Annotated in this window: 12 protein-coding genes; 5 read left to right on the top strand and 7 right to left on the bottom strand. The window is 69.6% G+C overall.

Annotation, left to right across the window (positions count from 1 at the left end):
- Positions 1–33 precede the first annotated feature (33 nt).
- Positions 34–1,476: an NAD-dependent succinate-semialdehyde dehydrogenase gene (locus LGR64_RS01405; RefSeq protein WP_012207514.1), complete on the bottom strand. Its 1,443-nt coding sequence runs from the start codon at positions 1,474–1,476 to the stop codon at positions 34–36.
- Positions 1,477–1,679: 203 nt separating this feature from the next.
- Here LGR64_RS01405 and LGR64_RS01400 point away from each other — a divergent pair, with 203 nt between their 5' ends.
- Positions 1,680–3,590: a trypsin-like peptidase domain-containing protein gene (locus LGR64_RS01400; protein ID WP_141835434.1), complete on the top strand. Its 1,911-nt coding sequence runs from the start codon at positions 1,680–1,682 to the stop codon at positions 3,588–3,590.
- Between the two features lie 92 nt (positions 3,591–3,682).
- Here LGR64_RS01400 and LGR64_RS01395 read toward each other — a convergent pair whose 3' ends face one another.
- The 3 genes from LGR64_RS01395 to LGR64_RS01385 are packed head-to-tail and all read right to left on the bottom strand — an operon-like array spanning position 3,683 to position 9,148.
- Positions 3,683–6,535, bottom strand: a complete 2,853-nt coding sequence (locus LGR64_RS01395; protein ID WP_185751012.1) for an Hsp70 family protein — start codon at positions 6,533–6,535, stop codon at positions 3,683–3,685.
- A 58-nt stretch (positions 6,536–6,593) separates the two neighbouring features.
- On the bottom strand, positions 6,594–8,462 hold the full coding sequence (locus LGR64_RS01390) for an Hsp70 family protein (protein WP_141835439.1): 1,869 nt from the start codon (positions 8,460–8,462) through the stop codon (positions 6,594–6,596).
- Between the two features lie 2 nt (positions 8,463–8,464).
- Positions 8,465–9,148 carry a DUF2760 domain-containing protein gene (locus tag LGR64_RS01385; protein ID WP_043823813.1) on the bottom strand — a complete coding sequence of 228 codons (684 nt, stop codon included), beginning with the start codon at positions 9,146–9,148 and terminating at the stop codon, positions 8,465–8,467.
- A gap of 196 nt (positions 9,149–9,344) precedes the next feature.
- On the opposite strand from LGR64_RS01385, the gene LGR64_RS01380 reads away from it, so the two are divergent.
- From LGR64_RS01380 to LGR64_RS01370, 3 genes are all read left to right on the top strand, one after another.
- On the top strand, positions 9,345–9,494 hold the full coding sequence (locus tag LGR64_RS01380) for a hypothetical protein (RefSeq protein ID WP_013800628.1): 150 nt from the start codon (positions 9,345–9,347) through the stop codon (positions 9,492–9,494).
- A 155-nt stretch (positions 9,495–9,649) separates the two neighbouring features.
- A complete protein-coding gene (locus LGR64_RS01375; RefSeq protein ID WP_013800627.1) occupies positions 9,650–10,525 on the top strand; it encodes a hypothetical protein in 876 nt (291 codons plus the stop codon).
- A 100-nt stretch (positions 10,526–10,625) separates the two neighbouring features.
- The gene (locus LGR64_RS01370) at positions 10,626–11,330 is read left to right on the top strand and encodes a riboflavin synthase (protein ID WP_012207520.1); all 705 of its coding nucleotides are present in this window, start codon (positions 10,626–10,628) and stop codon (positions 11,328–11,330) included.
- A 13-nt stretch (positions 11,331–11,343) separates the two neighbouring features.
- Here the strand turns inward: LGR64_RS01370 and LGR64_RS01365 are convergent, their stop codons facing one another.
- On the bottom strand, positions 11,344–13,863 hold the full coding sequence (locus LGR64_RS01365) for a heavy metal translocating P-type ATPase (RefSeq protein WP_141835445.1): 2,520 nt from the start codon (positions 13,861–13,863) through the stop codon (positions 11,344–11,346).
- Positions 13,864–14,011: 148 nt separating this feature from the next.
- Here LGR64_RS01365 and LGR64_RS01360 point away from each other — a divergent pair, with 148 nt between their 5' ends.
- The gene (locus LGR64_RS01360; RefSeq protein ID WP_141835448.1) at positions 14,012–15,925 is read left to right on the top strand and encodes a bifunctional metallophosphatase/5'-nucleotidase; all 1,914 of its coding nucleotides are present in this window, start codon (positions 14,012–14,014) and stop codon (positions 15,923–15,925) included.
- Positions 15,926–16,700: 775 nt separating this feature from the next.
- Here the strand turns inward: LGR64_RS01360 and LGR64_RS01355 are convergent.
- A complete protein-coding gene (locus LGR64_RS01355) occupies positions 16,701–18,428 on the bottom strand; it encodes an acetyl/propionyl/methylcrotonyl-CoA carboxylase subunit alpha (protein ID WP_141835451.1) in 1,728 nt (575 codons plus the stop codon).
- Positions 18,429–18,477: 49 nt separating this feature from the next.
- A complete protein-coding gene (locus tag LGR64_RS01350; protein ID WP_141835454.1) occupies positions 18,478–20,073 on the bottom strand; it encodes an urea amidolyase family protein in 1,596 nt (531 codons plus the stop codon).
- Positions 20,074–20,080 lie beyond the last annotated feature (7 nt).

The following is a 20,080-nucleotide window of genomic DNA, read 5'->3' as shown; positions in this document are numbered from 1 at the left end:
GGGACGGCCTAGTCCATGGGGCAGATGCCTGTCTTACACCGCCGCGATCGACACGGCCTTGGCGACCAGATAGGCCTCCAGCGCCTCGGGGCCGCCCTCGGAGCCATAGCCCGAATCCTTGACGCCGCCGAACGGCATCTCGGCCGAAGCCACGGCCGGCTGGTTGATCCACAGCATGCCGGTCTCGACCTGCTGGGCCAGCTGGTGGGCCGTCTTGATGGAGCGCGTGAACGCATAGGCCGCCAGGCCGTAGGACAGGCGGTTGGCCTCGGCAATGGCCTCGCCCAGATCGTCAAAGCCGCGGATCGCGGCCACGGGGCCGAAGGGCTCCTGGTTGAAGATCTCGGCGCTCAGCGGCACGTCGCCCAGCACCGTGGGAGCGAAGAAGTTGCCCGCGCCGCCCAGCGAGGCACCACCCGTGAGCAGCTTGGCGCCCTGCTTTTGCGCATCCTCGATCAGATGGGACAAGGCCGTGACGCGGCGCGGATTGGCCAGCGGGCCCATCTGCGTGCCCTGGACCAGGCCATCGCCGACCTTGAGGCCTTCGGCATGGGCGACCATGGCGCGCGTGAATTCCTCGCGCACGCTGTTGTGCACCAGAAAGCGCGTGGGCGAGATGCAGACCTGGCCCGCGTTGCGGAACTTGGACGCGCCTGCGGCCTTCACGGCCAGGGCCACGTCGGCATCCTCGGCCACGATGACCGGCGCGTGGCCGCCCAGCTCCATGGTCGAGCGCTTCATGTGCTGGCCGGCCAGCGCCGCCAGCTGCTTGCCCACTGCGGTGGAGCCGGTGAACGTGACCTTGCGGATCACGGGATGGGCGATCAGGTAGGAGGAAATCTGCGCCGGATCACCGAACACCAGGCCCACCACGCCGGCCGGCACGCCGGCATCGACAAAGCACTTGAACAGGGCTGCGGGCGCAGCCGGCGTTTCCTCGGGCGCCTTGCACAGGAAGGAGCAGCCCGTGGCCAGCGCCGCGCCGATCTTGCGCACGATCTGGTTGACGGGGAAGTTCCAGGGCGTGAAGGCGGCCACGGGGCCCACGGGCTCCTTGATCACCAGCTGCTGCACCTCGGGGCGGCGCGAGGGCACGATGCGGCCATACACGCGCAGCGCCTCGTCGGCAAACCATTCGATGATGCCCACGCCGGCCAGGATTTCGCCCTTGGCCTCGGCCACGGGCTTGCCCTGCTCCTGCGTCAGAAGCGCGGCGATCTCGTCGGCGCGCTCCTTGAGCAGGGCGGCGGCACGGCGCATGGCGGCGCCGCGCTCATGGGCGGAGACATTGCGCCAGACCTCGAAACCGCGCTGCGCTGCGGCCAGCGCACGGTCCAGGTCGGCCACGTCGGCATGGGCCACATGGCCGATGACTTCGCCGCTGGCCGGGTTGCGCACGGGAATCTTCCTGCCGCTGGCGGCGTCCTGCCATTGGCCGTCGATCAGGAGTTGGGTGTCGGAGTAGGAATGGCTCATGCTGGATCAGATCCTTGGTAGATGACAGGGGGCAGATGTGTGGGGCAGGCACGGCGCTCGCAGTGTCCGCACCCGGCTGCCGCTGCAGCGCAGCGACCATTTTAGGAAGCGCCGGACGGCGGTGCCGTCACCGGGCTGTCACGCACACAACACCTAAAATGCCCGGGTTTCGCAATATCCACCAATCCGCTGAGAGGGAGCCCATGACCGATCTTTTCGACACCACTGCGCGCAGGGGTTTGCGCAGCGTCGCGCTGGCGCTCGCCCTGGCCGGCAGCCTGGGGCTGGCCTGGGGGCAGGAGGGTGCCGCCCCCATCATGAGCGTGGATCACCATGTTCAGCCCTTGAACACACCCCGGGAGTTCCTGGCATCGCGCAGCCAGGCCGCCATCGCCGAAGTCACGCCGCTGCGCGTGGAGCTGGGCGCCTGGCAGGAATACCGCGCGGCATCGGCGCCCACGGGCGGCGCAATGCAGGTGGGCGCACAACGGCTGAGTGCAAGCACAGCCACGGTGGACGCGCTGGCATCGCAGTTGCGATGGAACCCCACCGCCTCTGGCGGGCGCGTGGCAGCCATCAGCGTGCGCTCGGAAGCTGCCTATGGCATCCGCCTGGGCGTGGAAATGAACCAGCTGCCTGGCAGCGCGCTGCTGCGCATCTACGCGCAAGGCGATCGCGCAGGCGCCTACGAAATCGCTGGCCAGCGCATCCTGCAGATACTGCAAGCCAACCTGGACGCCGGCGATAAAAGCGCCGATGCCCGCACCTGGTGGACGCCCGACACGGGCGGTGACGAGGTGACACTGGAAATCGAGCTTCCGCCAGGCACACCCGCCGATACGCTGCGCATCGCCATTCCGCGCGTGATGCATGTGCACGAGAACCTCTCGCTTCCGCTGGAAAGCGAAATGCAGTTCTCGGCCCAGCTCAACGAGTCCCTGTCCTGCCATCTCGACTCCACCTGCTACGACGACTACAGCGCGCAACGCAACGCCGTGGCCCGCATGCTCTATATCAAGGATGGCATGGGTTACGTGTGCTCCGGCACCCTGCTCAACGACACGGCGAGCTCCGGAACCCCCTACTTCGTCACGGCCAACCATTGCATCAGCAGCCAGACCGTGGCTTCTACGCTGGAGACCTCGTGGTTCTATCGCACGCCCTCGTGCAACAGCCGCACGCTGTCATCCGGGAACAAGGTTCTGCGCAACGGCGCAACCTTGCTCTACGCAACGGCAACCTATGACGGTGCCCTGATGCGCCTCAACGACACACCCCCCGCTGGCGCGGTCTTCTCCGGCTGGACCACCCAGACGCTTACGAGCGGTGCCAGCGTCGTGGGCATACACCATCCGCGCGGCGACCTGCAAAAGATCAGCTTCGGCACGGTCTATGGCTCGGTCGCATGCGAGCCGTCGAGTGAAGGCACGATGCTTTGCTCCAACGACAGCAAGGGCAACGGCGGCTTCAACCTTGTGACCTGGAACCAGGGGCTGACGCAGCCGGGCAGCAGTGGCTCGGGCCTGTTCCTGCAGGGACGGCTGGCGGGCACACTCTATGGGGGTGATGATCAAACCTGCTCTGCATCTGGCGGCACCTCGATCTACGGGCGCTTTGACCTGTTGTTCCCCGCCATCCAGAAGTGGCTGGCAGCCAGCGCAACCGCCGCACGCAGCCCTGTGTACCGCTTCTACAACGCGAGCACCGGTGCCCACTTCTATACGGGCAGTGCGGCCGAGCGGGATTTCGTGATCGCCAAACTCCCTGAGTTCCAGTACGAGAACGTGGCGTTCTATGCGTCTGCCCAGCCCCGGCAGGACCTGAGTCCGGTCTTTCGCTTCTACAACCAGGACTCGGGCGCGCATTTCTACACCATCAATGAAAGCGAGCGCGACTACGTTCTGCAGACCTTTGCCCGTTTCAACTACGAAGGCCCCACCTGGTACGCGCAAAAGAATGCCGTCGCTGGCAGCGTTCCCGTATACCGGTTCTACAACCTGGACTCCGGAGCCCACTTCTATACGGCCAATGCCAGCGAACGCGACTATGTGATTGCCACCTTCGCCCGCTTCCGCAACGAAGGCATCGCCTATTACGTCTGGACATCGCAATAAGCCCAGCACTACCGGACCGGCGCACTGCACCGCAGTGCCTCCCCAAGAAGAAGGCCCCGCACTGCGGGGCCTTCTTCTTGGGACAACAGCCATCACCCCACCAGCACCAGCCCCGGCGGCAGGCTGTCCCCAAAGCTGCGCTTCGCGTCCTGCACATCCATCTGCTGCACCTGCTCCACCAGCGCCATCCAGCGCTGCGGCGCACCGGCCGCGCGCAGGCGCTCCAGCACCACGCGGCGCTGCGCATCGGACAGGTCCAGCGCACGGTCGCCCGTCATGCGGGCCATCTGCACGGCAGCGAACATGGCGGTTTCATTGCGGCGCCAGTCCTGGGCCAGGGTGGCGTCCAGGAACTCCTGCGCAGCCTCGGGCGGCATGACGCGGTGGGCATTGGCCGCCAGCGGCATGCGCGCGGCCAGCCGGCCTATGGCCCACCAGGTCTGCACGGATTCACCAGGGTGTTTCAGCCGCTGCAGCATCCACTGGCCCATTTCCTGGCGGTACTGCCAGGGCACGGCCTCCATGGCGGCGAACAGGCGCAGCATGTCGTCGTAGCTGCCATGGGCGGACTTGCCCTGGCTGCGCTGCGTGGACTGCTGCACGGCCTTTTGCATGTGGCCGGCAACCTCTTCCAGCAGCTCCATCTGCCGGGCCTCATCCAGGCCCGCGGCCACGCGGCGCCAGAACACCCACCATTCGGTGCGGTTGGCCGCCTCGCCGCCATGGCCCAGGCCCTGGCCATGCAGTTGCCAGACCTGCTGCATGCGCCAGCCGTCCAGCTCGGCGCCCACGCCGGGGCGCAGGCACCAGCCTGCCAGGTTCAGCCAGACGCGTTCGTGCTCGGCCGTGCGGCGGCGGCGCCTGGCGCGGGCCAGCAAGGCGTCGAACAGTGCGCGCAGCAGCGGCAGGTCCCAGTCCTCGCGCGGGCCCAGCCGTCGCTCCAGCGACTGGCGCAGCTGGCGGACCTCCTTGGCCGTCACCTCCTGCGCCTGGCTGCCGAAGATGCGCTCGATCAGGGCCACGGCGTCGGCCAGCCGGCCCTGCCGGGCAGAACGATCGCCGGTGTCCTGCCCATCTGCGGCCAGCGCACCACGCACGCTGAACGGCAGCAGCCACTGGCGCTGCGCATCGTCGACGGCCACGCAGCGCACCTCCAGCGTGCCGACCTCGGTCATGCAGGCCTGCAGTTGCACCTCGACCTGGGCCTTGTCCCGGCCCTCGGGCGCAGGCAGCACGGTGGACAGGGCGGGCAGCTCGACCCAGCCCTCGCCGTCGAGCGCCGCAATGCGTCCGGCCTGCGCAGGCGCGGCCGTCAGGCTGTTGGCCACCAGGGAAAAGCGCACGGCCTGGCCCAGGCGCAGCGCAAAGCGCCGGCCGGAGAGCACGATGCGCACGCCCTCTTCCGTACCGCGCGGCAGCAGGCAGATGCCCTGTGGTGCGGCACCCGCCTTCTCGGGCAGGACCAGCCAGTAGCTGCGCGGCGAGCCACCGCCGATGCGCGGTACCGGGGCGGGCACAGTCCGGGCATCTTCCGATTTCGGCAGATCCTCAGACGGACGGCTCTGGACATGTATGGCCAGGCCATGCGCCGCCGCGCCGCGTGCCACGGCCCAGTCGGGATGCGGGTTGTGCAGCAGGCGCAGCGGCTGGCCGCGCCAGGCCTGCAGTTGCGCCACCAGCCGCTGGGCCAGCGCATGGGCGTGGAAGACGCCGCCATTGAGCAGAACCGCATCGGGCAAATCCCCAGCCGCGTGCTGCGCGAGGAACTGCGCCAGGTGCCGTGTGATCGCCGCATCGGCAGGATAGGGCAGCCCCAGGCCGCGCAAAGCGCCCTGGCGCCGGGTGGGCAGATCCTGCAGGCCGGCCAGCGGCATGAAGCCTTCGACCACGGCCTCGCGCACCTCGTCGCGGCGCAGCGTGGCCGTGCGCGTCTGCGCCAGCAGCTTCGATCCGCCGCCCAGCAGGGTCACGGCCACGGACTCGGGCGCATCGTCGGCCAGCAACTGTTCCTTGGCCATGCGGCAGCGCTGCACCAGTTGGGCGAAGCGTGCGGCGGGCAGACGCTCGCCGGGCGGGGCGAACTGCGGCTCCAGCCGATGGGCCAGCGCCAGGTCCATGTTGTCGCCGCCCAGCATCAGGTGCTCGCCCACGGCCGTGCGTGTCAGCACGGGCAGGCCTCCAGCTTCAGCGGGCTGCACGCGGATCAGGGTCAGGTCGGTGGTGCCGCCGCCCACATCCACCACCAGCACCAGGCGGCAGTGCGCCAGCTCGGCCGCCAGATGCTCGCCCTGCAGCACCAGCCAGTCGTGGAAGGCGGCCTTGGGTTCCTCCAGCAATTGCACCGCAGGCAGGCCGGCCAGCTGCGCGGCCTCCAGCGTCAGTGCGCGCGCGCCTTCGTCGAACGAGGCCGGCACGGTCAGCACGACCAGCTGATCCCGCAGCGGCGCGCCGGGGTGGGCGCGGTCCCAGGCCTGGCGCACATGGTCCAGGTAGCTGGCCGAGGCCTGCAGCGGAGACAGCCGGGCCACCTCTTCGGGCGCGCCCCAGGGCAGGATGGCCGCCGTGCGGTCCACGCCCGCATGCGAGAGCCAGCTTTTGGCGCTGGCTACCAGGCGCGACGGCACGGCCGCGCCCAGGTCACGCGCCCAGCGGCCATTGACGGCGGGCGCCTGCGCATCCGCGCCCAGCGCCGGCCAGGGCTGCTCCCAGGCATCGCCCAGTTCGCCGGGCGCCGCCTGGTAGCGCGCCGAGGGCAGCAGCACCTGGGCGGCGACCTCGCTGGCCGAGACGCGCTGCGCCACGGGCAGCAAGGCGATGTCGGCCGCCGTGCCGCCCACGGGCACATGCGCCACCACGGTGTGGCTGGTGCCAAGGTCAATGCCCACGATGTGGGCGGCGTCGGGAGCGAAGGGGGCGGCGGAGGCGGGGGCGGCAGTATCAGGCATATCGGCAGTCATACAGGGCACGGTGCGCGGCCCGGACCGGGCCTGCCGCCGGGGCGGGCTACGACGCTACATCGGCACGCACGTCGAACTCCACCTTCCAGCGTTCTTCGCCACCCACGGGCACAGCGTTGAGCTCCAGCGTGCCGATGTCGGTCACGCGTGCATGCAGGGTGACGGGCACGATCTCGCCGGGCGCACGGCCTTCGGCGGGCAGGTGGGCCTCGATTTCCTGCAGTTCGACCAGTTCCTCTGGGCCCCAGAAGTCCAGCACGGTGCCGACCTGGTCGGCGCGGCGCACGGAGGAGCCGAAAAAGCGCAGGCGCACGGGCTCGCCCACGACCAGGCCGAATTCCTGCGTGTCCAGCGCCACCTCGGTGCCCTCTTCCATGCCGAAGGGAGCCAGGCACAGGGCCGAGATGGGCGGCTCCATGCCGGGAATGGCGGGCATATTGCTTTCCACGCCCACGTAATAGCTCTGCGCCGTGCCGCCACGGATGCGCACGCCACGGCCCGCAGCCGCCACATGGCCGAAGTAGGCGGCGCCGCGCGCCACAGCCAGGTCCAGGTTGGCGCCGTCCAGCAGGCGCGCGGGTTGCGCGCCCTCGCCGGCCAGCCAGCCGTTGACGACTTCCAGGATGCGCTGCTCGATCTGCGGCGCCTTGAGCACGCCGCCATTGAACAGGATGGCCGAGGGATGCAGGAAGGACGCGCCCTCGGGCTGCGTGCCCTTGAGGCCTTCGATCTGCTCGGTGGCGCCGGCCTGGCGCGAGAGGAAGGCCGCCAGGTGGCGCGTGACGGCCGCATCCTGCGCATAGGGCAGGCCCAGCTGCGTCAGCGCGGCGCGCGCGCGGGTCTGGGGCTTGTCGGAGACGGCTGCGCGCGGGAAGAAGCCTTCCACCAGCATCTGCAGCACCTCGTCACGCGTGACCTCGGTGCGGATGCTGCCGCCGATGAGCTTGCTGCCGCGGCTGGGCACGACCACGGGCACGGACTGCAGCGAGGCGTCGGCCAGCAGCTGCTCCTTGGCCTGGCGGCAGCCATGGGCCAGGGCGCGGGTCTGCCAGGCGTCGAGCTGCTTGCCCTCCTGGGCCAGCTTGCGGGCCACGCCGTAGGCCAGGGCCAAGTCCATGTTGTCGCCGCCCAGCAAAATGTGCTCGCCCACGGCCACGCGCTGCAGTTCCAGGCCGCCGTCCTTTTCCAGCACGGCGATCAGCGACAGGTCGGTGGTGCCGCCGCCCACGTCCACGACGAGGATGATCTCGCCGCTTTGCACCTGCTTGCGCCACTGGCCGCCGCTGGCCTGGATCCAGCTGTACAGCGCAGCCTGGGGTTCCTCCAGCAGCGTGAGCTTCTGGAAGCCCGCAGCGCGGCAGGCCTCGGCCGTCAGCTCGCGCGCGGCCGGGTCGAACGAGGCAGGAATGGTCACCGTCACGTCCTGGGCGTCGAACGGCGCCTCGGGATGGGCCTGCTCCCAGGCCCAACGCAGGTGCGACAGATAGCGGATGGAGGCGGTCAGGGGCGAGACGCGGTGCACCTCCTCGGGCGCATCGGCCGGCAGCAGGGGCGAGCGGCGGTCCACGCCCGGATGGCACAGCCAGCTCTTGGCGCTGGACACCAGCCGGATCGGCGTGGCCGCGCCGCGCGATCGCGCGAACTCGCCCACCACGAAGTCCTGGCTGGCGCCCCAGGGCAGGGCCATGTCGGCCGCAGTCAGCTCGCTTTCATGCGGCAGGTAAAGGAAGGACGGCAGCAGCGGGCGCGCCTCCACGCTGGAGGGGCCGGTGAGCTGGGGAATGTCCAGCACGCCCTGCTCCACCTTCTCGCCATCGCTGGCCTGGCGGTCCACGTAGGAGAGCGCGCAATGCGTGGTGCCCAGGTCGATGCCGATGCTGTAGCGCGCCTGAGAGGATTGACGGGACTGGTCCATGCTCACAGCTCCACCTCGGCCTGGGCCACGATGGCGGCGGCCTTGTGATCGGTGAGCTGGGGCAGGCGGACATCGTCCACGCGCCAGCCGCGGTGGCCCAGCGTGCCCGTGAAGGGTGCCTGGCCGACCACGTTGCCCGTCAGGCGCACGGCGGCGGCATCAAAGCCTGCGGCCAGCGTGACGCGGCTGCCTTCGGCCTCGGCACGCACGGGGGCGATGCTGAAATGCTCGCGCAGCACCTTGCGGCAGCCTTCGTGCACCACGCGCGCGGCGGCGCCGATCTCGGCGTCGGCATAACCGGCCACGTCTTCCTGCACGAAGTCCACGAAGCGCGCCTCGCGCTGCAGCAGGCCCAGCAGCTGCAGGGCGGCGGTGCCAGCGGGTGCGGCCGGCTCCACGACGGTCTTTTCGACGATCTTCTCGACCGGCACCTCGACACGCTTTTCAACCACTTTCTCGACCACCTTCTCGACAGGCACCTCGACGCGGACCTCGACGATCCGGTCCACGGGCACCTCCACGCGCACCTCCTTGGGTGCGGGCGGCGGCACGTCGGCGGCCAGCGGCTCGCCGTCGCGCAGGCGGGACACGTCGGCGGCCAGGGGGCCGTTGCCGAGGATGGCGAAGAAACTGCCGATCGCGATGGCGATGCGGCTCAGGAACGAGGGGGGAGTCTTGGAATTCATGGGCTTCTCTTGGCGAGAGGACCCTGCCGGGCCGATCGCCGCGCAGCAGGGCAACCGGGCGCCGATGGTCCTCCACCGGGCGCCCGCAGGGTCCGTGATGTTACCCAAAGCAACGAAGCCCCGTCCTGTACACGGCCCCATGCCCCCGTGCGCAAATGGCCTCGCGGCATAATCGCGGCTGCTCCTGCCCCTGTCCATGGCCCATACACGCCTTTTCCGCCACGCCCCGACCCGCTGCACCGCCTTGCGCGCGCAGCGGCCGCAGCGCGTGCACGGCGTGCCCACGGCCTTCATCAGCCTGTGCGGCTTCACGGCCCTGCTTTCCGCCGCCGTGCGGAAAGCCTGAGGTCCAACCCCAGCTTCCCGCACGGCCCCCGCAGCGAATCCCGCATGCGAAGCGCATGCCAGGAGCTGCCGGCCCACGCCCCGCATCTCCCTGGCCTGCACGCCTTTTCGGCCGCGCCGCCGCATGGCGCAGCCGCCTTGACCCCGGAGCCGATGATGGACATGGAACTCTCCCAAAACTTTCTGCGTGCCAAAAGCCCCTGCGCGGCGGGCTTTCGCTGGTTCGTGCGCAACCGCCATGACGGCAACGACTACCAGCGCGTGCTCGACGCCCTGGTGGGCGATGGCCGCGTCGAGGATGCGCGCTGGCTCATGAATCAGTTCGGCCCCACCGACGCCGTGCTGGAGGTCGATCACCTGGAGGCCGATGCCCTGGTGTTCGCGGGCAGCGTCGTCGTGCATGGCGAGCTGCGCGTGCCCGGCCTGCTGGCCGTGGGCCGCACGCTGCAGGCTGGCGCCGGCATCCACGCCGGCCGCATCGAGGCCGGCCAGGACCTGCACAGCGGCGGCGCCATCTTCTGCAGCGGCCCGCTGCAGGCAGGGGGCCTGGTCAAGGCCGCCTGGAGCGTGGACGTGCACGAGGAACTGCGCGCCGAAGACGTGCGCGCCGGCTGGGAGCTGCGCTGCGGCGCCGACCTGCGCCTGGCCGGCGGCGCCCAGGCCGGCCAGGACATCGAGGTGCAAGGCGCCATCCGCTGCGGCAAGGGCCTGCGCGCGGGCGGCAGCATCCGCGCCAGCGGCCTGATCGAGCTGGGCCACGGCCTGTACGCTGGCGCCGACGTGGAAGGCGGCAGCCACATCGAGGTGGACTGGGGCATGCGTGCGCTGGGCGACATCCGCGCGGCCTGCAGCATCCGCGCGGGCGAGACCCTGCATGCCGAAGGCGAGATCGCGGCCGGCCCCGGCTACGGCATCTATGCGGGCATGAACGTGCAGCAGGATGCCTGGCCGTCCTGTGCCTGGGTGCATGCGGCGCAGCGGCCCCCAGCCCTGCTCAGCGGCTGGTGGGAAGAGGCAGCGGCACCGGCCTGATGCCCGCAGGGACACGCCGGCCTGCGCCCCCGCAGCGCAGCGCCGCGATGCAAAATACCCGCTTCGCCGCCGCACGGGCGGCTCCAAGGAATCCCACATCGTGTTCACCGGCATCATCCAGGCCGTGGCAAGCATTGCCGCGCTGCGCGACCAGAACGGCCTGCGCACCTTCACCCTCGACTTTCCCGAAGGCTTCTGCCAGGACCTGGCCATCGGCGCCAGCGTCTCCACCGATGGCGTGTGCCTGACGGTGACCGAGATCCTCTCGCCCACGCGCGCCACCTTCGACGTGATGCTGCAAAGCCTGAACATCACCACGCTGGGCGGCTATGCCGTGGGTGGGCGCGTCAATGTGGAGCGCGCGGCAAAGGATGGCGCCGAGATCGGCGGCCACCCGCTGTCAGGCCATGTGGATTTCACCTCGCCCGTGCTGGAAGTGGCCTCAAGCGACACCAACCACCGCATCCGCTTCGGCATTCCCGAGGGCTTTCGCCACTATGTGTTCGCCAAGGGCTACATCGCCATCAACGGCGCCAGCCTCACGGTGTCCGAGGTGGACCGCCAGGCCGGCTGGTTCGAGGTCTGGCTGATCCCCGAGACGCGCCGCATGACCGTGTTCGAGTCCAAGGGCGTGGGCGACCTGCTCAATGTGGAGATCGACCGCAGCACCCAGGTCGTGGTGGACACGGTGCGCGAGACCGTGCAGCAAAGCCTGGGCCGCCTGCAGCCCGTGCTCGAGGCCCTGCTCAAGGAAAAAGGCCTGAGCCTGGACGACTTCATCGACGTCCCCAAGCTGCCCGGCTAACTGCCTTCGTCGTTCAACGCCCTGCCGCCAGCGGCGGATTGAAGCGCCGCAGGCGCAGCGCGTTGCTGAGCACGAAGACGCTGGACAGCGCCATGGCCCCGGCCGCGAACACGGGCGACAGCAGCGTGCCGTTGACGGGGTACAGCAGGCCCGCGGCCACGGGGATCAGGGCCACGTTGTAGGCAAAGGCCCAGAACAGGTTCTGGCGGATATTGGCCATGGTGGCCTTGGACAGAGCAATCGCATTGGGCACGCCGCCCAGGTCGCCTGACATCAGCACCACGTCGGCCGCCTCGATGGCGATGTCCGTGCCCGTGCCGATGGCCAGTCCCACATCGGCCTCGGCCAGGGCCGGCGCGTCGTTGATGCCGTCGCCCACATAGGCCAGCGTGCCGTGTTCGGCCTTCAGGCGCTTGACGGCATCGACCTTGCCGCCGGGCAGCACCTCGGCCACCACCTCGTCGATGCCCAGCTGGCGGGCGATGGCCTCGGCCGTGCGGCGGTTGTCGCCTGTGATCATGGCCACTTTCAGGCCCAAGGCGTGCAGCGCGGCAATGGCGGCCGGCGTGCTGTCCTTGATGGGATCGGCCACGGCGATCATGGCGGCCAGGCGACCGTCCACCGCGGCATACAGCGGCGTCTTGCCTTCGTCGCCCAGGCGCGCGGCCTCGTCTGCCAGCGTGTCCACCTGCAGGCCCAGCTCGCGCATGAAGCGGTCGGCACCGATCTCCACGCGCACGCCGTCCACCTGGGCGCGCACGCCAAAGCCCGTGACCGATTCAAAGCGATCCACGGCGCCCAGAGGCAAATCCTCGGCCTTGGCAGCATCCACGATGGCGCGTGCAATCGGGTGCTCGGAGCGGTCTTCCACGGCCGCCACCAGCGCCAGCACGCGGCTGCGCTCGCCCTCGAAGCCGGGGGCCAGCACCAGGTCGGTCAGCTCGGGGCGGCCGCGCGTCAGCGTGCCGGTCTTGTCCACGGCCACCACGCGGGCGTCTTTCAAGGTCTGCAGCGCCTCGCCCTTGCGCAGCAGCACGCCCATCTGTGCGGCCCGGCCCGTGCCCACCATGATGGAAGTGGGCGTGGCCAGGCCCATGGCGCAGGGGCAGGCGATGATGAGCACGGCCACGGCATTGACCAGCGCAAAGCTCAGTGCGGGCGACGGCCCCCAGGCCAGCCAGGCGCCGAAGGTCAGCAGGGCCACGGCCATCACGGCCGGCACGAACCACATGGTGACCTGATCCACCAGCGCCTGTATGGGCAGCTTGGAGCCCTGGGCCTGCTCGACCATGCGGATGATCTGCGCCAGCAGCGTGTCCGCGCCCACCTTGGTGGCGCGAAAGGCCAGTGCGCCGTTCTGGTTCACCGTGCCGCCGACCAGTTCGGCACCCGGGGTTTTCTCGACGGGCACGGGCTCGCCGCTGATCATGGATTCATCGACGAAGCTGCTGCCCTCGATGACCTCGCCATCGACGGGAATGCGCTCGCCGGGCCGCACCTCGATGGTGTCGCCCGCACGCACGGCGGCGATGTCCACCTCCTGCACGGCGCCGTCCTTGCGCACGCGCGCCGTCTTGGCCTGCAGTCGCACCAGGCGGCGAATGGCCTCCGAGGTATTGCCCTTGGCGCGCGCCTCCATGAAGCGGCCCAGCAGGATCAGCGCCACGATCACGGCAGCCGCCTCGTAATACACATTCACCGTGCCGGCCGGCAGCCACTGCGGCACGAAGGTGGCCACCAGCGAATAGGCAAACGCCGCCGAGGTGCCCACGGCCACCAGCGAATTCATGTCGGGCGCGCCGCGCAGCAGCGCGGGAATGCCCTTCTGGAAGAAGCGCAGGCCCGGCCCGAACAGCACGATGGCCGACAGCAGGCACTGCAGGTACCAGCTGTTCTGCGTGCCGATGGCCTGACCCACCCAGTGGTGGAAGGCCGGCACCATGTGGCCGCCCATCTCCAGCACGAACACCGGCAGCGCAAACACCGTGGCCACGATCAGCGAGCGCTTGAGCGAGGCCCGCTCGCGCGCCTGGCGCTGCTCCGTGCCGTCTTCGGCCGGCGACTGCGCTGCGCCGCCTTCCCCGGCTGGGTTCGCGCTGCCGCCCAGCGGCCGCGCTTCGTAGCCAGCCTTCTGTACCGCGGCCACCAGGGCCGCCATGTCCACGCTGCCTGCCAGCGTCACCAGCGCACGCTCGGTGGCCAGGTTCACGCTGGCCGATTGCACGCCTTCCACCTTTTTCAGAGCCCGCTCCACGCGGCCCACGCAGGAGGCGCAGGTCATGCCCTCCACTTCCAGTTCCACGCTGGACTGGGGCACCTCGTAGCCGGCCTTCTCGATGGCGGAAATGGCAGCGGGCAGGTCGGCCGCGCCCTCGAAGCGGATGCTGGCCTTTTCGGTGGCCAGGTTGACCACGGCCTCCTGCACGCCCGGCAGCTTCTTGAGCGCGCGCTCCACACGCCCCACGCAGGAGGCGCAGGTCATGCCCTGAACGGGCAGGTCTATGGCCATGCCGGCCTTGGTCGATGCATTCATTGCCTGACTCCTTTGTTCTCGCATGCAGGCACTTTAGAGATTGCCACCATGTCAAGGTCAAGCCCCCTGCAAGGCGATTTCATCGCCGTGTCATCAGCCTTGCCCAGCATCGGCGGCCGTGACAAACCGATACAGAGAGAACCCGTTCATGTCCTTGACCTCCCATCGCCCCGCCCTGCGCCCGCTGGCCGTGGCCCTGGCTGCCTCCGCCCTGATCGCCGGTTGCGGCGGCTCCGGCAACGACACGCCCGCAGGCCAGCCGCTGGAGCTGCGCATTCTGCACATCAACGATCACCACTCCACGCTGGAGTCCAAGAGCAAGACCCTGCAGCTGGACGCCGGCACGGGCAAGGCCGAAGCCGTGGCCGTGGACGCCGCAGGCTTTGCGCGCGTGACCCAGGCCATCGAGGAGCTGGCCGCGCAGTCGCCCAACGTGCTCAAGCTGCACGCCGGCGACGCGCTCACCGGCACGCTGTACTTCAACCGTGCAGGCGCCGACGGCGAGGCCGATGCCGCCCTCATGAACACCGTCTGCTTTGACGCCTTCACGCTGGGCAACCACGAGTTCGACAAGGGCGACAGCGGCCTCAAGTCCTTCCTGGACCGCCTGCGCGCCGGCACCTGCAAGACGCCCGTGCTCAGCGCCAACGTGCGCTTTGGCGCCAACTCGGCCCTGAACGCGGCCAAGGCGCCCGGCTATGTGAACCCCTCCACCGTGGTGGAGCGCGGCGGCCAGAAGATCGGCATCGTCGGCCTGACCATTGCGGGCAAGACCAAGGCATCGTCCAGCCCCGATGCCGACACCACCTTCGAGGACGAGGCCACGGCGGCCCAGCGCGAAATCGACGCGCTGCGCGCCAAGGGCATCAACAAGATCATCGTCATGAGCCATGTGGGCTATGAGTACGACCGCCAGATCGTGCCCAAGCTCAGCGGCGTGGACGTGGTCGTGGGCGGCGACTCGCACACCCTGCTCGGCCCCGACGTGCTCAACACAACGGGCGTGGGCACACCGGGCGGCGCCTATCCCACGCGCCTGACCGACAAGGACGGCAGCCCCGTCTGCGTGATCCAGGCCTGGGAGTACGCCCAGGTCGTCGGCGATCTCAAGGTCCAGTTCGACGCCGACGGCCGCGTCACCCAGTGCACGGGCACGCCCCATGTGCTGATCGGCGACAGCTTCACCATCGCCGGCAAGGCCGCCACCGATGCGCAAAAGACCGCGCTCAAGGCCAGCGCCGCCGCCACCGGCGTGCTGCGCGTGACCACGCCCTCGGCCAAGGCCACCGCCGCGCTGCAGCCGTTCAAGGACAAGGTTGCCCAGTTCAACCTCAAGCAGGTCGCCACCGTGCCCCAGGAACTGTGCTCGCGCCGCGTGCCCGGCGGCGTCGGCACCATGAACTACAGCCAGTCCAGCGCCGCATGCAATGCCGAAGGCAGCGTCAGCGTGCGCGGCGGCGACATCCAGCAGCTCGTGGCCCAGGCCTACCTGGAAGAAGCCAACCGCCACTACGGCGGCGCCGACATCACCCTGCAAAGCGGCGGCGGCGTGCGCATCCCGCTGCTGGGCCAGACCACGGCCGCCCAGGTCATCCAGGTCCTGCCCTTCGGCAACAAGCTGTTCCGCCTGGACATCACCGGCACGGAAGTCAAGGGCATGCTCGAGGACGGCCTGCAGGCCGTCTACGGCCCCAGCGGCACGACCGGCCCCTACCCCTACACGGGCGGCCTGCGCTTTGACGTAAATGCGGCAGCGGCGGCCGGCCAGCGTGTGTCGGGCATCGAGGTGTATGACAACGCGAGCAAGACGTGGAAGCCGCTGGATACGGCGCGCACCTACAAGCTGTTCGTGCTGAGCTTCAATGCCACGGGCGGCGATGGCTACAAGACGCTGGCGGCCGTGCCTGATGCGCGCCGTCTGGACATTGGTGTGCTCGATTCCGATGTGTTCTTCAACTACATCGAGAGGCAGCCGGTGGATGCGGTGTCTGGTCTGCCGCTGCTGTCGCGGCTGCCGGCGGATCTGTACAGTACGCGTAGTTTCAGGGTGGGCGCTGATTAGTTCACGCTCTTTTTTGAGACCCTGCCGGGGGGGGTGTTTTTCGAGGCCGGGTCTCGGCCCGGCGGCCGACCACCTTTCTTGATCGCCAAGAAAGGTGGCCAAAGAAGGCGACCCCGAATGTCCGCGACCCTTCGCTTCGCTGCGGGCAACCTGCGTCGTGGCGGTTGCGGGGTTCGCTGCGGAACTCGCTGCGTTCACTGCGTGAACTCCGCTCAGACAACCGCAGCGAGTCAGATGACGAAGCAGTCCTGTCCTTCGGCAGGACTGCAACCCCGCAACCACCACGCCGCAGGCGCTGACATACGGGGGAGTTCTTTCGGGCCGTCGCTGCGCTCGGCACCATTGAAAAAACAGCCGAGCGCAGCGATGGCGCGTCGGCTGTTTTGCATTTTTGGCGCTTGGCTGTTGGCTGTTGGCTGTTGGCTGTTGGCTGTTGGCTGTTGGCTGCCCCCAGCCTCCCCCCTTCTGCCTACGCCTGCGTTGGGCGGGATGCGGGGTGGCAGCCCTGCCGAAGGACAGGGCTGCTTCGTTGTCTAGCTTGCCGCAGTTGTTTGAACGGATTGCGCCGCAGGCGCAAGGAGTGAGTTCTGCGGCGCACCCCGCATCCCGCCCAACGCAGGTCGCCCGCAGCGAAGCGAAGGGTCGTGGGCAGTTCGGGGCGCGCTTCTTTGCCCCGCTTTCTTGTCGCGCGACAAGAAAGCGGGTCGGCCGCCGGGCCGAAACCCGGCCTCTGCCGCCAGAGGCACAACAAAATCAAAAACAGGTCAACCAGAAATCAGCCAATCCGAGCAATCACAGCCCCCAGCACCTGCGCCTTCCCCGCCTCAGCCACCAAAGCCACCACCCCACTGCGATGCGCAGTCACCTGCATCTCCATCTTCATGGCCTCCATGACGGCAATCACATCGCCCTCCTGAACGGTGTCGCCATCCGCCACCTTCCACGCATGCAGATTGCCTGCAATGGGTGAGGTGACGGCAGCAGGGTCCACGGCAGATTCGGCAGCCGGCGCGGCAGCCACACCGCCGCCAGCCGATGCCAGCCCCTGCAGCAGCACCGCAGGCAGGCCCAGCGACACCCGTCGCCCGTCGATCTCGACCGCGCAGCGCACCAGGCTGGCGTCGGGCAGCGGCTCGGCGCGCACGGCGGCGGCCAGGGGTTCGGCGAAGTCCGATTCGATCCAGCGCGTGTGGACCTTGAAGCCGTCGTTGCCCACGAAGTCGGCATGGCCGATGACGGCGCGGTGGAAGGGCAGGACGGAGGACAGGCCTTCGATGCGGAACTCGGCCAGGGCGCGGCGGGCGCGGGCCAGGGCCTGTTCGCGCGTGGCGCCGCTGACGATGAGCTTGGCCATCAGCGAGTCGAAGCTGCCGGGCACGACCGAGCCGGTCTGCACGCCCGTGTCCAGGCGCACGCCGGGGCCCGAGGGCGGGTCGAACCGCACCACGGGGCCGGGCGTGGGCAGGAAGCCGCGGCCCACGTCTTCGGCGTTGATGCGGAATTCGATGGAGTGTCCCAGCGGCGCCGGGGTTTCGGTGATGGACAGCGGCAGGCCGTCGGCCACGCGCAGCTGCTCGATCACCAGGTCCACGCCCGTGGTCTGCTCGGTCACGGGGTGCTCGACCTGCAGGCGCGTGTTGACTTCGAGGAAGGAGATGGCGCCCGTCTGGCTCAGCAGGAACTCCACCGTGCCCGCGCTGACGTAGCCGGCCGCCGCGCAGATGTCGCGTGCGGAGCTGTGGATGCGGGCGCGCTGCTCGTCGCTGAGGAAGGGCGCCGGGGCCTCTTCCACCAGCTTCTGGTTGCGCCGCTGCAGCGAGCAGTCGCGCGTGCCCAGCACGACCACGTTGCCATGGGTGTCGGCCAGCACCTGGGCCTCGATGTGGCGGGGGCGGTCCAGGAATTGCTCGACAAAGCATTCGCCGCGGCCGAAGGCGGTGACGGCCTCGCGCACGGCCGAGTGAAAGAGTTCCTCCACCTCGTCCATGCGCCACGCGATCTTCATGCCGCGCCCGCCGCCGCCGAAGGCGGCCTTGATGATGATGGGCAGGCCGTGCTGCTGGGCAAAGGCCAGCACTTCGCCGGCATCCTTGACGGGGTCGGGCGTGCCGGCCACCAGGGGAGCGCCGACCTGCAGGGCGATCTTGCGCGCCTCGACCTTGTCGCCCAGCTTGGCGATGGTCTCGGGCGTGGGGCCGATCCAGCGCAGGCCCGCATCCAGCACGGCGCGCGCAAAGGCTTCGCTTTCGGACAGGAAGCCGTAGCCGGGGTGCACGGCGTCGGCGCCGCTCTTGTGCGCGATGGCGATGAGCTTGGCAATGTTCAGGTAGGTGTCGGCCGGGCGCTCGCCGTCCAGGCCATAGGCCTCGTCGGCCATGCTCACGTGCAGGGCGTCGATGTCGGCATCGGCGTAGACGGCCACGGATTTCACGCCGTAGTCGGCGCAGGCGCGGGCGATGCGGACGGCGATCTCGCCACGGTTGGCAATCAGGACTTTTTTCATGATCAGCTTCTTTCAGTTGCGGGCAGGCGCCACCGGGCGCTCCCCGCGTTCAGTTCTTGGAGCCTTGCGCGCCGGGGGTGTATTCCTCGAAGGCGCGGATGGGGTTGAAGCGGATCCAGGCGCCCACGGGAATCTGGCCGGCCAGATCCAGGTGGTGCGGCGCCACGCAGCCGATGACGGGGTAGCCGCCCGTCAGCGGATGGTCGGCCAGGAACAGCACGGGCTGGCCGCTGGGGGGCACCTGGATGGCGCCCAGCGGCGTGCCCTCGCTGGGCAGCTCGCCGGCCACGGCGCGCGCCAGGGGCTGCTCGCCCGCCACGCGCAGGCCCACGCGGTTGGACTGCGGCGTGACCTGCCAGCGCTGCGCGGCCAGCAGGGCCACGGCCTCGTGCGTGAACCAGTCGGTGCGCGGGCCCAGCTCCACGTCCAGCACCACGTCCTGCCCGGTGGTGGGCAGGGATTCGGGCGGCAGCTCGGGTGCGGCCACGGCCTTGCGGTCTGCAGGCCGCACGGGCAGGACCTGGCCCACGGCCAGGGCGGCTGGGCCGACATTCGCCAGGGTGTCGGTGCAGGCACTGCCCAGCACGGGCGTGACGGCGAAGCCGCCGCGCACGGCCACATAGCAGCGCGCGCCGGCCACGGGCTGGCCCACGGTCAGCTGGTCGCCATCGGCCAGGGCCACGGCCTGGTAGCGCGGCACGCTCCAGCGCTGGCCGGACCCGGTGGTCACGGTCAGGGGCGCATCGGCGCCCGTGATGGCGACCACGGTCTCGCCCTGGCTTTGCAGCGACAGGCCACCGCCCACGGTCTCCAGCACGGCCAGGTCGCTGGCATTGCCGACCAGGCGGTTGGCGGCCTTGAAGGCTGCCTGGTCCATGGCGCCCGAGGCCGAGACGCCCTGCCCGGCCTGGCCCAGCCGGCCCCGGTCCTGGAACAGCGTCATCAGGCCCGTGGCCTTGACGCGCAGCGCGTTGCCTTCATGCGGCGCGGCCTGCGCCACGGCGGGCGCGGGCGCGTCATCCACCTGGGCCATGCCGGCCGCATCGACAAAGCGCACGCGGTAGCCGGGCTGCAGCAGCGCAGGCAGCTCGCGCGCCAGGTCCCACATGCGGGCCGAAGTGCGGCCTATCAGTTGCCAGCCGCCCGGGCTGGCCTGGGGATAGACGGCGCTGAACGTGCCGCCCAGCGCCACCGAGCCGGCCGGCACGCGCGTGCGCGGCGTGGTGCGGCGCGGCACGTTGAAGATCGGATCGCCCCCGCTGAGGTAGGCAAAGCCGGGCGCGAAGCCCGTGAAGGCCACGGCGTACTCGCTGCCCGTGTGGCGGCGCACGACTTCCTCGGGCGTGATGCCCAGCAGCTGCGCCACATCGGCCAGGTCCTCGCCGTCGTAGTGCACGGGAATCTCGACCAGCACATTGCTGCGCTCGGCACGCTGGCCCAGGTCGCGCGCGGCAATGCGGCGCACCAGCTCGGCCACGCCCACCTGGGCGGGCGTGAACTGCACGAGCACGGTGCGCGCGGCCGGCACCAGCTCCTGCACGCCATCGATGGGCTCGCGCTGCAGCGAGCCCAGCAGGGCCAGGGTTTCATCGAGATCGGCCAGCTCCACCATCAGGGCCTGCCGGTTGACGGGTAGAAAACGCATGGTGTGC

It is taken from the genome of Delftia sp. Lp-1 (genome assembly GCF_020523835.1).
In the GTDB taxonomy this organism is placed as follows: Bacteria; Pseudomonadota; Gammaproteobacteria; order Burkholderiales; family Burkholderiaceae_C; genus Comamonas; species Comamonas acidovorans.
The sequence above is the reverse complement of the archived record's forward strand: the minus strand, read 5'-3'. Positions and strand labels throughout refer to the sequence as shown.

Coding starts and splice junctions, on each gene's coding strand:
- LGR64_RS01405 (WP_012207514.1), bottom strand. CDS start 1,476: ATGAGCCATTCCTACTCCGACACCCAACTCCTGATCGACGGCCAATGG.
- LGR64_RS01400 (WP_141835434.1), top strand. CDS start 1,680: ATGACCGATCTTTTCGACACCACTGCGCGCAGGGGTTTGCGCAGCGTC.
- LGR64_RS01395 (WP_185751012.1), bottom strand. CDS start 6,535: ATGCCTGATACTGCCGCCCCCGCCTCCGCCGCCCCCTTCGCTCCCGAC.
- LGR64_RS01390 (WP_141835439.1), bottom strand. CDS start 8,462: ATGGACCAGTCCCGTCAATCCTCTCAGGCGCGCTACAGCATCGGCATC.
- LGR64_RS01385 (WP_043823813.1), bottom strand. CDS start 9,148: ATGAATTCCAAGACTCCCCCCTCGTTCCTGAGCCGCATCGCCATCGCG.
- LGR64_RS01380 (WP_013800628.1), top strand. CDS start 9,345: ATGGCCCATACACGCCTTTTCCGCCACGCCCCGACCCGCTGCACCGCC.
- LGR64_RS01375 (WP_013800627.1), top strand. CDS start 9,650: ATGGACATGGAACTCTCCCAAAACTTTCTGCGTGCCAAAAGCCCCTGC.
- LGR64_RS01365 (WP_141835445.1), bottom strand. CDS start 13,863: ATGAATGCATCGACCAAGGCCGGCATGGCCATAGACCTGCCCGTTCAG.
- LGR64_RS01360 (WP_141835448.1), top strand. CDS start 14,012: ATGTCCTTGACCTCCCATCGCCCCGCCCTGCGCCCGCTGGCCGTGGCC.
- LGR64_RS01355 (WP_141835451.1), bottom strand. CDS start 18,428: ATGAAAAAAGTCCTGATTGCCAACCGTGGCGAGATCGCCGTCCGCATC.
- LGR64_RS01350 (WP_141835454.1), bottom strand. CDS start 20,073: ATGCGTTTTCTACCCGTCAACCGGCAGGCCCTGATGGTGGAGCTGGCC.